This window comes from Xiashengella succiniciproducens, assembly GCF_023674465.1.
Classification (GTDB): domain Bacteria; phylum Bacteroidota; class Bacteroidia; order Bacteroidales; family Marinilabiliaceae; genus Geofilum; species Geofilum succiniciproducens.
On record NZ_CP098400.1, the window covers coordinates 1,527,178 to 1,542,712 of the forward strand.

Below are 15,535 nucleotides of genomic sequence, written 5' to 3' on the forward strand. Positions count from 1 at the left end.
ATGCAATTTTACGCATTCATCACCGTAAGTCAAAGTTACTTGATATTAGTATAAGCTGATTTTTGTCATGTTTGGTGAGGATGGTACAATTAATACTTAAGAATTATCGTTATTATTATCTATTGTTAACCTAATATTAAACAAATGAAAAGTAGTAGAAAGCTGCCATTATTAGTATTGCTGGCCTTGTCAGTATCTGCAGTAGGACAGAAGAAGGTGACTGATTTTCTTGAGATGGGTAAGGATGCAGCTGGGATCATGACCAAGGAGTATCTCAGACCTTACGGTGAGATGCTTGGTAAGTCACTTAACGGTGGATGGTATAATTCAGCATCTATCCACAAGCTTGGTGGCTTTGATTTCAATGCAGGGTTAAAGTTACAACTGGGCTTTTTGGCCTTATATGGTGACTATACCTTTGGTGATTACTCAATGTTATCAGCCGGGTTGGGAATAAGTTTCCGCTAACCAGTAAAAAAACTAAGAGGTTGTCTCCCGGGAGATAGCCTCTTTTTATTTGCAGGCCCGTTCTGGCTTATTATCTGGTAATAACATATCTTTGCCTTATTAAAATAAGTCTTAGGTGAGGAAGTTACTCCTGATTCTGGTTTCTACTTTTTTTGTTGCCTGCGAGGGAATTCTCAATATTGAAATAATTGGGGATGGGCAGCCGTCTGACCCTATTTTGCAAAGGGTTGGGCAATTTACTTCCATTGACTTATATGACTCTTTTGAACTTGAAATCAGATCCTCAGACAAGCAGGAAGTCTATATACAGGCAGAGAGTAATATTGTAAGGTATGTAAATGCCGATGTTACTGATGGACGACTTTTTATTCAGCGTCTTCCCAATTACGACCTGGTTCCACGCTTCCCTATCAAAATAATCGTTACCACTCCGGTACTCGAAGAGGTTAATATATACGGAAACGGGAAGCTTCTTATTGATTCACTTGAAACTCCAGCTCTCAAATTGAATATTTATTCACGTGCAAAATCAGAATTGCAGGATGTCCTTATAGATCAATTGCAGCTATTGTCCAATAGCGGGGGCAGTGTAGCATTAGACGGAGTATTCAGGGATCTTAGTTTCAGGCAGGCCGGCTCAGGTACTTCAACGATTACTGGTTATTCGGATATTGCCAGAATAATTCAGGAAGGCTCTGGAATTATTACTGCAAATGATCTGTATGCGAATAATATAAATGTGAGCCTCTTTGGTTCCGGACTTATTTACTGCAGAGGTCTTGACGGCTTTTCAGTTCTGATAAATGACAATGGTCTTGTGTATTACACAGGTGCCGAACCAGATCTTATAGATATCAAGGGTAGCGGCAACCTTGTTCGCTTCTGATCTTTCCACAACCGTATTACTTTTCCAATTATCGAGGATTCCTTTGTCAAAACTATATTAGGTTTTGATTTCAATTCTCTGTTTTTAGCAATAGAATGTAATGTAAAACTCAAAAAATTAAATATTCTGTAAGTTAAATCAGAATATTTATTTATTTTTGACCTTCGTTTTCGCACCACATTTATAAACTATTATAAGGCAACAAGAATGAAGAATCATGAGTCCCGCTATGTGGAGGACTTCATGGCAAGTGTTATTGCCAGGAATCCTTCCGAACCTGAATTCCATCAGGCAGTAAGAGAAGTAGTTGAAAGTTTGGCTCCCTTTGTATTAGAGAATCCGGTTTTGATGAAGAACAAGATTCTTGAACGTATGGTTGAGCCTGAAAGGGTTGTAATGTTTCGTGTACCCTGGTTGGATGACAAAGGTGAGTTTCAAATCAACCGTGGTTTCCGTGTACAGATGAACAGTGCCATTGGTCCATACAAGGGTGGTATCCGATTCCACGCTTCTGTAAATCTTGGAATCCTGAAGTTTTTAGCCTTCGAACAGGTATTGAAAAACAGTCTGACCTCCCTGCCCATGGGTGGTGGTAAAGGTGGATCTGACTTCAATCCCAAGGGAAAATCCGACAATGAAGTTATGAAGTTCTGTCAGTCCTTTATGACTGAGCTGTACCGTCATATTGGTCCGGATACTGACGTTCCCGCTGGTGATATTGGTGTAGGTGGTCGTGAAGTAGCTTATATGTTTGGTCAGTACAAACGTCTTAGAAATGAATTTACCGGAACCTTTACAGGTAAAGGACTGGATTTCGGAGGAAGTCCACTTCGTCCCGAAGCAACAGGTTACGGAACAGTATATTTCGCGTCAGAAATGCTTAAGACCAGAGGTGAAAGTTTCAAGGGCAAAACTGTTGCAATCAGTGGTTCAGGAAATGTTGCGCAATATGCAGTAGAAAAAGCTCTGGAAATGGGAGCAAAGGTCGTAACTCTGTCAGACAGTAACGGAACAATCTATGATCGTGAAGGTATTACTGCTGAAAAACTAGATTATGTAAAAGTTTTGAAGAATGCAATCCGTGGCAGGATCAAGGAATATGCAGAAAAATATCCTTCAGCTGAGTATTGGCCAAACGAACGCCCATGGAAAGTGAAAGCTGATATCGCATTACCATGTGCTACACAGAATGAGCTAAACGGTGATGATGCACAAACTCTGGTAAGCAATGGCTGTTTCTGTGTTGCAGAAGGTGCAAATATGCCTTCTACACCTGAAGCAATCAAGGTATTTCTTGACAACAAGATCCTTTATGGTCCAGGTAAGGCAGCCAATGCAGGTGGTGTTGCAGTTTCCGGACTTGAAATGTCACAAAACTCAATGCGTCTGCAATGGACCAAGGAGGAAGTTGATGCCAAACTGAAGTCAATTATGACGAATATTCATGCATCTTGTGTGAAGAATGGAAAAGACGCAGATGGTTTTGTAAACTATGTAAACGGAGCCAATATAAGCGGTTTTATCAAAGTAGCAAACTCAATGCTGGCTCAAGGTCTGGTATAATTCAGCCTCCAAATACGCTAAATAAGAACACCCTCAAAACCGCAGTTTTGGGGGTGTTTCTATTATTGCCTTAGCTATTTACCTTTGCTCAGAGAGGGCTTCTTCACTTACAGTATCGCTGTGAAGATCAACCACAAGCGAATAGCCAATATGGCTAATATGCAGATACAGTTTCCGGGTTCCCTTTATATTTGTAACAACTCCCGTAACCCCTTTAAGTGGGCCGGAGGTGATAGTAATAGTCTGCCCTTTTTGGATCCTTCCAACCTGTATACTGAAATCCAGCTTGTTTTCCACAGTCTTGCGCATTGCCTCAATTTCGTGATCCGGAATTACAACTGCCTCACCCTTGTGACAAACGTAACCAACAATGCCTTTGACCTCGAAAACACGACGATATTCAGATTCAGGAATACTGATAAAAATATAGGAACTAATGACGGGAACCTCGATCCATCTTTTCCTGTCACTCCATCGTCTGAGTTCCCGTTTTAGCGGTAAATAAGCTTCAATACCCAAATTCCTAAACTGCTCCAGCACTTTTTTTTCGGCTCTGGGCTTGGTATATAAGGCATACCACTTATTGCCCTCAGTATCTGTTTTCAATCCCGTGAATATTATTAGTTGGTTCTCAAAAATAAGAAATATTGGTCATGAAGGGAGATTCCAAATCTTAAAATTAACCATCATTTTAGATGTAATAAGGACTTTAATCAGTTATTCCCCACTTATTCACAATGGGTTTTTGTGATAAATATAACATATTGATAATTAATATTTTGTATTTGCCGCTTTGTTGATAAAAATACCTGAAATATTCAGGTTAAACCCCTGCTTTTTGCTATATTTGTATGTTTTGATAGGAAGTGCTAAAAACGAAGTTCATACCATGAGTGAGAATCAAATGAATACCCCTAATATGAATAATGGCGATTACAGAGCCAATAGTATTCAGGTATTAGAGGGTCTTGAAGCTGTAAGGAAACGTCCCGCCATGTATATTGGTGATGTTAGTGAAAAAGGTTTGCATCACCTTGTTTACGAAGTGGTGGATAACTCAATTGACGAAGCCCTTGCAGGACATTGTGACACTATAAATGTTACTATCTACGAAGACAATTCAATAAGCGTACTGGATAATGGTCGCGGTATTCCGGTAGACATTCATGAGAAAGAGGGTAAATCCGCTCTTGAAGTCGTTATGACCGTGTTACATGCCGGTGGAAAGTTTGATAAGGACAGTTACAAGGTATCCGGAGGTCTTCACGGGGTAGGTGTTTCGTGCGTGAATGCACTTTCAGCTCATTTGCTGGTTGAAGTATATCGCGATGGAAAGACCTACAGACAGGAATACTCCTGTGGTAAACCGATAACTCAGGTTACTGAGGCTGGAGCGTCCGACAAGGCAGGAACTTTTGTAAAGTTTAAGCCTGATGCTTCAATTTTTATAACCACTGAGTACAAGTACTCTATCCTGGCTACAAGGATGCGTGAGCTCGCCTTCCTTAATAAGGGCATTACAATAATCCTGACCGACAGACGGCACCTAAATGAGGATGGGAGCTATCAGACTGAGATCTTCCATTCTGAAGAGGGGCTAAAGGAATTTGTCAAGTTTATTGATTCAAACCGTGAGCCGCTTGTAGACAATATTATCTACATCAATACTGAGAAAAATGATATTCCCGTTGAGGTTGCCATTATGTACAACACCTCGTTTAACGAGAATGTATATTCATATGTCAACAATATCAACACTATAGAGGGTGGTACTCACCTTACCGGCTTCAGAAGGGGGCTAACCAGAACCCTTAAGTCTTATGCTGAAAAAACCGGTTTGTTGTCCAAGCTTAAGTTTGACATCAATGGGGACGACTTCCGTGAAGGCCTTACCGCAGTTATATCCGTTAAGGTTCAGGAGCCTCAGTTTGAAGGCCAGACCAAGACCAAACTGGGTAATAACGAAGTTGTTAGTGCCGTTGACCAGGCTGTAAGCACCATGCTGGAGTACTACCTTGAGGAGAATCCAAAGGATGCCAAGTCGATCGTTAACAAGGTTATTCTTGCTGCCACTGCCCGTCATGCAGCTCGTAAGGCCAGGGAACTGGTTCAACGTAAGACAGTACTTACAGGAGGTGGTTTGCCCGGTAAACTAGCTGACTGTTCTGAAAAAGATCCTGCCCAATGTGAAATTTTCTTTGTTGAGGGAGACTCTGCAGGTGGTACTGCAAAGCAAGGTCGTGACAGGCGTTTTCAGGCTGTTATGCCACTGAGGGGTAAAATCCTGAATGTTGAAAAAGCCTTGGTTCACAAGGTCTTTGATAGCGAGGAGATCAGGAATATATTCACCGCGCTTGGTGTTTCGATAGGTACAGAAGAAGATAGTAAGGCTCTGAATCTTTCAAAACTGAGGTATCACAAGATCATAATCATGACGGATGCCGACGTGGACGGTCGCCACATCAATACTCTTATGATGACCTTCTTCTTCCGCTACATGAAGGATATCATTAAGAACGGCCACTTGTACATTGCTAATCCGCCTCTCTATCTTATGAAAAAGGGTAAGGTGGAAGAGTATTGCTGGAATGAACAACAAAGACAGGCATTCACAGACAAGTATGGCAACGGCAAGGAAGATTCAGTAACCATCCAGCGATACAAAGGTTTGGGTGAGATGAACGCTGAACAGCTATGGGCAACTACAATGGATCCGAACAGGCGAACACTGCGACAGGTAACCATTGAGAGTGCTGCAGAGGCAGATCGCGTATTCAGTATGTTGATGGGTGATGATGTTCCACTCAGAAGGGAGTTTATCGAACAGAATGCTACCTATGCGAAAATTGATGTCTAGGAACTGTTAGTAATTTGATATATTTGAAGCCTTTCCGGTATCTGCCGGGAAGGCTTTTTTCTTAGTATGGATTCAAAGAGAATAGTAATTACAGTATCGAATAATCTTGTGACCGACAACCGTCTGGCAAAGACTGCCGCAAGCCTCGAGGCTTGCGGATGCGAGGTACTCTTGCTTGGCCGTAGATGGCCCGGTGGCAGTATTCCGCCAGGAAGGGCAGGGAAGGTGAGGAGGTTCAGGCTTTTTTTCAACAGGAATTTAGGCTTTTACAGCGAACTCAATGTCAGACTGTTCTTTTATCTGTTGTTTGTAAAGGTTGATGTAATCTGGGCCGTGGACCTGGATACACTTCCAGCTGCTTATTTGGCTGCCAGGATGAGGGGGAAGAAACTTATCTACGACAGTCATGAGTATTTTACCGAACTTCCTGAATTGCAGGATCGTCCCATTGTAAAGCGGGCATGGACCTACTTACAGGACCACCTGATCACAAAGGTTGATGTTGTAATTACAGTTTCCGGCAGTATAGCAGATGCATACCGTGATAGATACGGTGTGGATGCCGTCCTAGTAAGGAATATGCCTCTCAGACCGATAGCTCCAATGTCCATCAGGGAGCTTGGAGATGGTCCGGTGATCTATTACCAGGGTGCCATGAACGTGGGTCGTGGACTTGAGGAAGCCATAAGGTCACTTAAGTTCCTGCCGGGCTACAGAATGATAATAGCCGGAAGAGGCAGCCATGAAGAAACTATCCGTGAAGAGGCGAGGAGACTGGGTTTTGAGGACAGAATCACCTTTACTGGGATGTTACCTTTTGAGGCTCTGGCAGATGAAGCCCGCAAAGCACATGTGGGGCTGTGCCTGATGACCAAAGAGGCTTTGAATCATTATTATGCATTGCCAAACAGGCTCTTTGACTATCCGGCCTTGGGGTTGCCTGTTGTTGCAAGTGCCTTTCCGGATATTTCCAAGATAGTTGAGAAGTACAAGATAGGTCTGCTTGTGGATGACCTGCAGCCAGAAACACTGGCTGCAGCGATAAGAGAAGCCTGTGAGAACCGAGAGCTGAGAAAGCTGTGGAAATCAACACTTCCGGCTGCTGCTGAGCAATTAAACTGGGAGAAGGAAGCTGAGGTATTTAAAAAGCTGATTTGAGCAGGCAATCTATATTCCTGTGTGAGAAGCGTATTGAAGTGGAATTTGAATAGGAAATATAAGATTCTTGACAAAACTGATTTGAAATGAGTACAGTGTATGAAATAAATATATAAAAAAAAGAGGCCCGGAGGCCTCTTTTTAGCTTTTATCCTAAATAGGATTTCAAGAGTTTACTTCTTGATGTATGTCTCAGGCGTCTTATCGCCTTTTCTTTAATCTGTCTAACCCTTTCACGAGTCAAACCGAAGCGTTCACCTATCTCTTCCAGAGTCATTTCCTGACATCCGATACCGAAGAAATACCTGATGATATCGCTTTCCCTTTCAGTAAGAGTGGCAAGAGCTCTCTCAATTTCCCTTGAAAGAGATTCGTTAATCAGTGAACGGTCAGCGTTTGGTGAATCGCTGTTGATAAGTACATCCAGCAAGCTGTTGTCCTCACCTTCAACAAAAGGTGCGTCTACTGAAATATGACGACCAGCAACACGCATGGTGTCTGCCACCTTTTCAGCTGGCAGGTCAAGTTCCTCTGCCAACTCTTCCGGTGAAGGTTTACGCTCGTGCTCCTGTTCAAATTTAGAGTAGGCCTTGTTAATCTTGTTAAGTGAACCTACCTGATTAAGTGGAAGGCGTACGATACGTGATTGTTCGGCCAATGCCTGAAGGATGGACTGACGAATCCACCATACAGCATAGGAAATAAACTTAAAACCTCTGGTTTCATCAAACTTCTCAGCAGCCTTGATCAAACCGAGGTTGCCCTCGTTAATCAAGTCAGGTAAGCTAAGTCCCTGGTTTTGATATTGCTTTGCAACAGAAACCACGAAACGCAGATTGGCTCTGGTCAGCTTCTCAAGAGCTGCCTGATCGCCTTTTTTTATCCGCTGCGCTAACTCAACTTCCTCCTCAACAGATATAAGTTCCTCACGACCAATCTCTTGAAGATACTTATCCAGTGACGCGCTTTCGCGGTTTGTTATTGATTTTGTTATTTTTAATTGTCTCATATTCCCTCCAAATTCGCCGCAAAAGTACTATAAATAATTAAGTAAAGCAATATCTAAACTGGACACTTGTGCTGATAATTCTATTCCTTTCGGCTTAATGTCATTCCTGAATGTTTATCGCATAGTATGACACCTGTCCGTTTGGATAGATACCTGTGAGGAACAATCCGTCATTTAGTACCTCAATTACTTTTTTAAGATCTTCCTCGCTGTTTATCGGCACACGATTGGCCTGAGTAATTATATACCCTTCCTTGATTCCGGCTTCCTTGAATTTTCCTGATGTTAGTTTAACGACTTTGATACCATTGCGGATTCTCAACTTATTCTTTTCTGCATCAGAGACGCGTTCAAATGTAGCTCCAAGTTTGGATAACTTACTTGTGGTCTTGACCAACTCAGTATTACCGTGAATATTACGTAATTTGACAGTAAAAGGTTTTCTTTTTCCGTCACGAATTACTTCAACCTGAATATTATCACCTGGTCGGAACCTGCTGACTTTTTCCTGGAGTTCTGGTATGCTGTTGACTTCCTCACCGTTGACAGTGATAATAACATCTCCATCCTTTATTCCTGCAGCCTCAGCACCTGATCCGGGTATTACTCCGTTGATGTAAACTCCTCTTACTTTTTCCATCTTTAGTTCAGCGGCACGCTCACTTGTCATTTCACCTAAGGTGATGCCGATTACACCTCTCTGAACTTCACCATATTCCATAAGGTCTTTTACCACCTTCTCAACAATGCTTGAAGGTACTGCGAAGCTGTAGCCTGTAAATGAACCGGTTCTTGAGGCAATGGCAGTGTTGATTCCAACCAGTTCACCATTTGTGTTTACTAGAGCTCCACCACTGTTACCAGGGTTTACAGCAGCATCTGTCTGCAGGAAGGATTCTATGCTCAATTGCCCCAGTATCTGGATCTGTCTTGACTTAGCACTTAAGATACCGGCAGTTACAGTAGAAGTAAGGTTGAATGGATTACCCACTGCAAGGACCCATTCTCCAACTTTCAGGTTGTCAGAACTGCCAAACTTAAGGTAGGGCAGATCAGCTGCATCTATCTTGAGCAGGGCTATATCAGTACTCGGGTCGGATCCTACCTTGACAGCCTTAAAACTACGCTTGTCATTTAGGGTTACCTGAATATCAGACGCATCTTCAATTACATGATTATTAGTGACTATAAAACCATCACTGGATAAGATAACACCCGAACCGGCTCCCATAACTGGACGCTGCTGAGGTTCACCAAATGATCCTCTTGGACCGAAAAAGAATTCCAGGAAGGGATCCTGAAAACTCATACCTGGCACTGTTGTGGTTCCTTTTGTAGTAACGTGAACAACAGCATGAATAGACTTCTCGGCCGCATAGGTCAAATCCGGATAGTTTCCCTGTGGAGCGTCCGGTAATGAAGCAAAACGGGCAGATGGACTGACATATACCGGTACTTCTACTTGTTCCTTTTCTGACCCGAAAAACATGGAGTAAGCTAAAACTCCAAGAAATGCACTGACAATGGCAATAGTAAAGGTTGTAAGCAGTTGTTTGGTATTCATGTCTCTCAAGTTTTATGGTTTTACAAAAGAGCCTCAAATCGCGTGCCCTGAGGTCTTAATTAACAGATTTTAACTGGTGGTATATTAGAATTATAACAAAACAAAAGCAGTATTGTTAATCTCCTTTAGAAGGAACATTCTTTATTATCTTTGTATTTTGCACCAATATACCAACAACCTACTTTCTATGAGTTCAATCAGATTCAGCAAGTACCACGGAACAGGAAATGACTTTGTAATAGTTGACAACCGAAACAGGGTCTTTGATTCTGACAATAATGACTTTGTCATGCATATCTGCCACAGGAGGTTTGGTGTGGGTGCAGATGGTTTTATGTTGCTTGAGTCTTCTGATAAAGGTGCATTTGCAATGCGTTATTACAACAGTGACGGAAGGGAGAGCACTATGTGTGGCAACGGAGGCCGCTGCCTCGTTGCCTTTGCCCGTCAACTTGGACTTGTGAAAGATGGAGAACTTGTAGAGTTTGAAGCTATTGATGGTCTTCACCATGCTGTTTGCATGGGTGATATTATAAGCCTGAAGATGGTAGATGTTAAGGGTATTGAGGAACTTGATGGTGGTTTCTACCTTGATACAGGGTCCCCGCATTTTGTCAGGTACGTTGATGATCTTCAGGGAACTGATGTATATAAAGAAGGGAGTAAGCTTAGATACAGCAATATGTTTGGTGACGGTGGTGCCAATATAAATTTCGTTAGGTACAACAAGGCAGGACATATTTCCTTGCGTACTTATGAAAGAGGTGTAGAGGACGAGACCTGGTCGTGCGGTACTGGTACTGTAGCTTCCGTTCTGACGTCCTACTACCGTTTTGGTGGACCTCTGATTTGGGATGCTGATGTGAAGGGTGGTAAGCTGAAGGTTAGTTTTACTCCTGCCGGAAGAGGTTTATTCACCGACATCAGGCTTGATGGTCCTGCAAAGTTTGTTTTTGAGGGTACATTGGATAATTTCTTGAAGCAACAGGATGGAATATAGATTGGTATCGGATTTTAAGCCCACAGGGGATCAGCCGGATGCAATACGACAACTGGTTGAGGGGTTCAGATCAGGACTTAATCAACAGACCCTACTTGGGGTTACTGGTTCTGGAAAGACCTTTACTATTGCAAATGTACTTTCGCAGCTAAACAAACCGGCACTGGTACTAAGCCACAACAAGACCCTGGCAGCCCAGTTGTATAGTGAGTTTAAGCAGTTCTTTCCTGAAAACCTTGTTGAGTACTTCGTATCCTATTACGATTATTATCAACCCGAGGCCTACCTGCCAGTGACAGATACCTATATTGAAAAGGACCTTTCGATAAATGATGAGATTGAGAAATTACGACTGAGTGCTACCTCCTCCCTGATGTCAGGGAGGAAGGATGTGATAGTCGTTTCTTCAGTTTCCTGCCTTTACGGTATTGGAAATCCTGATGATTTTCATGCAAATGTAATCTCTGTAAAAAGGGGAGATAAGATCAGCAGGAACCAGTTTCTTAGAAAACTGGTTGATGGGCTTTATTCACGTAATGAGACTGAGTTTGACCGCGGCCATTTCAGGGTTAAGGGTGATACGGTTGATATCAATCTTGCCTATGCTGACCATGCCTGTCGTATTAGTTTCTGGGGTGATGAGATTGAGTCGATAGAGACTTTTGATCCAGTAAACAACCTGCGTCTTGGCATTCATGATGAGCTACTTATCTATCCTGCAAATATCTTTGTTACAAGTAAAGAGCGTATTAATCAGGCAATGAGGATGATGCAGGATGACCTTGTTGCCAGGGTTGAAGAACTTAAAAGGGATGGTAAGAAGCTGGAGGCCAAGAGACTGGAGGAGAGGGTCAACTATGATATGGAGATGATTAAGGAACTTGGTTATTGTTCGGGTATAGAAAACTACAGCCGCTACTTTGATGGCAGGGCTCCCGGAACTAGGCCATTCTGCCTTATTGATTTCTTCCCGGATGACTTTATTACAATAATCGATGAGAGCCACGTTACAATCCCTCAGATCAGGGCTATGTATGGTGGCGACTACAGTCGCAAAAGGAATCTGGTGGATTACGGTTTCAGACTTCCGGCGGCATTGGACAACAGGCCACTGAGGTTTGAAGAGTTTGAAGAACTTGCCCAGAGGGTTATATACGTTAGTGCAACTCCGGCTGAGTACGAGATAGAAAAGAGTGAGGGTATAATAGTAGAACAGCTGATTCGTCCTACTGGTCTGCCGGATCCAAGGATAGAGGTTCGTCCAAGTCTGAACCAGATAGACGACCTGATGGAGGAGATAAGGCAGAGATGTGCGAGGGACGAGAGGGTTTTGGTTACCACCCTTACTAAGCGTATGGCAGAGGAGTTGACAGACTACCTGACAAGGATGGGAGTGAGGTGCCAGTACATACACTCGGACGTGGAGACTCTGGAACGTGTCAAGATTATGGAAGCACTACGTGAGGGAATGATTGATGTTCTTGTTGGTGTCAACCTGTTGCGTGAGGGACTTGACCTTCCGGAAGTTTCCCTGGTTGCAATTCTTGATGCCGACAAGGAAGGCTTCCTTCGTTCTGCAAGATCACTTACACAGACTGCTGGTCGGGCTGCACGTAATATTAATGGTCTTGTTATTATGTATGCCGATACTATTACTGGATCTATGCAGGAAACAATTGATGCAACCAATTACAGAAGAGAAAAGCAGCTAAACTACAACAAGCAGCATGGTATCACACCTACTCCAATTGTAAAGAAGAGGGGTGCTGTAATACCTGGACAGACTGCAGCTGCACCCTCTGCTTATGTTGAACCTGAGTCTGTTGATGTAGCAGCCGATCCTGTAGTAGCTCTGATGAGTCCAAAGGCGCTTGAGAAAGCAATTGACAAGGCTAAAAGGAATATGGAAGCTGCGGCTAAGGAACTGGACTTTATGGCTGCTGCCTTTTATAGGGATGAGATGTTCAGACTTCAGGAACTGCTAAAAGAAAAGAAGGCAGAAGAGAAAAAATAGCGTTTGGGGAATCCAGTTGATCATAGGCAGATAAAACAAAAGAGGCTGTCCGCTGGAGCTGCCTCTTTTGTTGTTCAATATTTATCCTATAACTATCTTCTTCTTTGTGGTGATCTGCTTCTGCTCTTAGGCAACAGGAACTTCCTTGTCTTTTGATAGCTTGCACGGTTGTACCTGGAGTCATTTCTAAAATAGCTATTGGCGATGTTAATCTTTACACCCATAGTAACTGTATAGTAAAAGTCAAATGGGTCTGTAGTATGTTCAATACCCCTCGGTTCCCAGCTGTCGTACCAGACATCGTGTCCGTCAAGTTGGTCACTGAAGGGAAGGTTTCCGGTAAACTCAAGATTAGCACTTAACATTGGGCTAAGCCATAATGATACACCAGCACCTGCACCCACAAAAGGAGTTACTCCACTAGGTTCACGCCATACTTCACCTGGAACGGCTCCTTGTGTCCCTGCACTTGCAGGTCCCCAGGTTTCAGTAGCACTAAAGTAAATAACACCAAATTGAGCGAGTCCATATGGTTGGAAGGTTCTTTCCCTAAAATAGCCCATCAAGTGGTTTAATGGAAAATATGTGGCTCCAAAACCAAGCTCCGCATAGAAATTCTTGAATGATGCGTAAGTTGTATTTGTGATAGGATAAACCTGATCTCCTTTCATTTTTCCTCCAAGTAAAGAGGCTCTCATACCTACTGACCTTGTCATTTCCCTTTCTACAGTAAGACCTACTGTATAACTGGTCCTCGACTCATCTACCAGGTCACCAAAAAACAGATTTACTCCTGCTTTGGGAGTAATTGTCAAACCTGCAGCGAGGTCGAAAGGATTTCTCGAGTAGCCCCTACGTAGCTGGCTAAATACTGGTTGTGACAGTAAGGCCACAATGAGCAGGAGTGTGATGTTTTTGCTATATCTGTACATCTATATAAAGGCCATTGTTTCGGTCAGATACTCAAATTTCGCTGTAAATTTGGTGAAAACTTTGATAACTACAAAGATTCAAACAATTCTTAGAACGAAAATTACAGCATTTTGTTTCCTTTTTTTATAAACGACAAGAATCGCATGACCAACTCCTGCCTCAGTTCCCTGAATCTTAATTCAGGTATTCCACCAAATTACCAAGGTTTACCTCATATATAGCCTCCCTGCCCCCCGGCTTATACATTATTTCTATCTCTCCGGAATATTTCTCTTCCACTGCCCGCCTTACAATTTTCATAGTACTGTTTAGCATCCTGTTGGCCTCACTGAAAGGTTCCGGTGCGATAAACCAAACCGTTGGTAACCAACGCTGGGGAAACATATCCTGCAATTTACCACCTTTTTTGAATTCCGCCAGTTCTTTTTGTATTTGATCAAGAATAATTTTCTTCTTCTCTGCATCTGTCTTTGAACCTGCATGTTTTAACAAAGTCCTGACAGCGTCTTTATTTGGCACCAGTATGGCTGTTGTATAGGCACACTGATTGTTGTAAAGTACTACCTGATCAATTGATTTGCAGTGATCCACTATTGCTTCCTCAATACCTTCAGGACTGTATTTTTCACCGTCATGGGATATAAGCAGACTTTTATAACGACCAAGAACGTATAAATAACCTTCTTTGTCAAGATAGCCCATGTCTCCGGTATACAACCATCCGTCCTTCAGAGCATCAACAGAGGCTGCCGGGTTCTTCCAATAGCCCAGCATTACATTTTCTCCACGCACTACGATCTCTCCTGAAACACCGAGGGGCAGTTCCTTTCCGTTTTCATCACAAATCTTGATTTCAAGATTACGAACGACCCGTCCTGATGATCCCATCTTATGGTGATCAGGAGTATTTGCAGAAATAATAGGAGCAGCTTCACTCAACCCATAGCCCTGATACATTGGTATACCCAGCGCATAAAAGAATCTTTGAAGTTCGATATCCAACAAAGCTCCACCTCCTATAAAGAATTTCAGCTCTCCTCCAAGTCCCTCACGAACACTTGAGAAAAGTATCTTGTCGAACAACACACCCAGAGGTTTGGTTAGTCTTTTCAGACCTTTGCCCTTATTGTCACCTGTACCATTGTACCAGTATGCATGAGCAAGCGCAGCCCTGAACAATAACCAGGCAAACTTACCTTTTGATTGTACGCCCTTCTCAATGTTCTTTCTGAAATTCTTTGCAAGTGCAGGTACACTCATCAGTACATGAGGTTTAATCTCATGGATATTTGCTGCGAAGTTCTTAAGTGTTTCGTTGCTGGTTCTTCCTGCCTTTACAGCAGCTATTGAAGCACCCCTGTACATAAAAGCATACAAAGCTGCAGTATGAGCGAATGCATGATCCCAGGGAAGAACTACGAGCGTACGGAAGTGAGATGGAATATCTATAAAGCTAAAGGCCTGTTCGACATTTGCGGTATAATTGCGATGTGACAGCATAATACCTTTGGGATCTGCTGTAGTTCCTGATGTATAGGAAATGTTTGCTAGATCATTTGGTTTGACCTCAGCTCTACGTGAGTCCAGTAATTGAGAATCCTTATCCAGGAATTCCACTCCCTTTGTAAGAAGCTCAGCCCAGCTCAGTTCCCTCTCTTCGATGCCTTCAAACTCATCAAAGACAATTACACTTTCGAGTGCCGGAGTCTTATCCTTTATAGCTCTGATCTTTGCTACCTGAAAGCCTGAAACTACAACAAAGCGGCTTTCGGAGTGATTAATTCTGAAGACAAGGTCATTGGCCTCTTCCAGTTTCACTGAAAGGGGCACATTGACACCACCTGCATACAGTATTGCAAGTTCACAAATTAGCCAATCTCGCCGTCCCTCAGAAAGAAGGGAGACACGGTCTCCCTTTTGTAATCCAAGTGCCATAAAACCTGCAGCATATTTCCTGACAAGGTCATGGATTTCTTTATAGCTTGTTGGTTCAAACTGACCGTTAGTCTTCTCCCAAACCAGTGGATTGTCAGGAAATAACCCGACCTTCTCCTCAAAATAATCAATTATGCTAAGCATCAAA

At 42.8% G+C, this 15,535-nt stretch carries 12 protein-coding genes; 7 read left to right on the forward strand and 5 right to left on the reverse strand.

Translation table 11 applies throughout. The features are described from left to right. Positions 1–144: 144 nt before the first annotated feature. From M9189_RS06445 to gdhA, 3 genes are all read left to right on the forward strand, one after another. Positions 145–468, forward strand: a complete 324-nt coding sequence (locus M9189_RS06445) for a DUF6588 family protein (protein ID WP_250725511.1) — start codon at positions 145–147, stop codon at positions 466–468. Between the two features lie 115 nt (positions 469–583). After that, the gene (locus tag M9189_RS06450) at positions 584–1,354 is read left to right on the forward strand and encodes a GIN domain-containing protein (protein ID WP_250725512.1); all 771 of its coding nucleotides are present in this window, start codon (positions 584–586) and stop codon (positions 1,352–1,354) included. A gap of 207 nt (positions 1,355–1,561) precedes the next feature. Beyond that, positions 1,562–2,917, forward strand: a complete 1,356-nt coding sequence (gene gdhA / locus M9189_RS06455; RefSeq protein ID WP_250725514.1) for an NADP-specific glutamate dehydrogenase — start codon at positions 1,562–1,564, stop codon at positions 2,915–2,917. Between the two features lie 78 nt (positions 2,918–2,995). On the opposite strand, the gene M9189_RS06460 is transcribed toward gdhA, so the two are convergent. Further along, entirely contained in the window at positions 2,996–3,523 is a 528-nt protein-coding gene (locus tag M9189_RS06460) for a UpxY family transcription antiterminator (RefSeq protein ID WP_250725516.1), read from the reverse strand. A 283-nt stretch (positions 3,524–3,806) separates the two neighbouring features. Between M9189_RS06460 and gyrB the strand changes: the two genes are divergently transcribed. Continuing rightward, complete coding sequence (gene gyrB / locus M9189_RS06465; protein ID WP_250725518.1) at positions 3,807–5,774, forward strand: DNA topoisomerase (ATP-hydrolyzing) subunit B; 1,968 nt, start codon at positions 3,807–3,809, stop codon at positions 5,772–5,774. A gap of 66 nt (positions 5,775–5,840) precedes the next feature. Continuing rightward, positions 5,841–6,932, forward strand: a complete 1,092-nt coding sequence (locus tag M9189_RS06470) for a glycosyltransferase (RefSeq protein ID WP_250725520.1) — start codon at positions 5,841–5,843, stop codon at positions 6,930–6,932. Positions 6,933–7,080: 148 nt separating this feature from the next. Here the strand turns inward: M9189_RS06470 and M9189_RS06475 are convergent, their stop codons facing one another. Both M9189_RS06475 and M9189_RS06480 read right to left on the reverse strand, forming a co-directional pair. Beyond that, positions 7,081–7,941, reverse strand: a complete 861-nt coding sequence (locus M9189_RS06475; RefSeq protein WP_250725522.1) for a sigma-70 family RNA polymerase sigma factor — start codon at positions 7,939–7,941, stop codon at positions 7,081–7,083. 100 nt (positions 7,942–8,041) lie between these two features. Further along, entirely contained in the window at positions 8,042–9,505 is a 1,464-nt protein-coding gene (locus M9189_RS06480; RefSeq protein WP_250725524.1) for a Do family serine endopeptidase, read from the reverse strand. A 187-nt stretch (positions 9,506–9,692) separates the two neighbouring features. Here M9189_RS06480 and dapF point away from each other — a divergent pair, with 187 nt between their 5' ends. Continuing rightward, positions 9,693–10,505 (forward strand): diaminopimelate epimerase, encoded by an 813-nt coding sequence (gene dapF / locus M9189_RS06485; protein WP_250725526.1) that lies wholly within the window; start codon positions 9,693–9,695, stop codon positions 10,503–10,505. After that, positions 10,495–12,519, forward strand: coding sequence for an excinuclease ABC subunit UvrB (gene uvrB, locus M9189_RS06490; protein ID WP_250725527.1), 2,025 nt, complete (start codon positions 10,495–10,497; stop codon positions 12,517–12,519). The genes dapF and uvrB overlap by 11 nt, the downstream gene beginning before the upstream one ends. A 92-nt stretch (positions 12,520–12,611) precedes the next feature. Here the strand turns inward: uvrB and M9189_RS06495 are convergent, their stop codons facing one another. Both M9189_RS06495 and M9189_RS06500 read right to left on the reverse strand, forming a co-directional pair. Further along, positions 12,612–13,451, reverse strand: coding sequence for a hypothetical protein (locus M9189_RS06495; protein ID WP_250725528.1), 840 nt, complete (start codon positions 13,449–13,451; stop codon positions 12,612–12,614). A 175-nt stretch (positions 13,452–13,626) separates the two neighbouring features. Then, positions 13,627–15,531, reverse strand: a complete 1,905-nt coding sequence (locus M9189_RS06500; RefSeq protein ID WP_250725529.1) for an AMP-dependent synthetase/ligase — start codon at positions 15,529–15,531, stop codon at positions 13,627–13,629. Between the last annotated feature and the right edge of the window lie 4 nt (positions 15,532–15,535).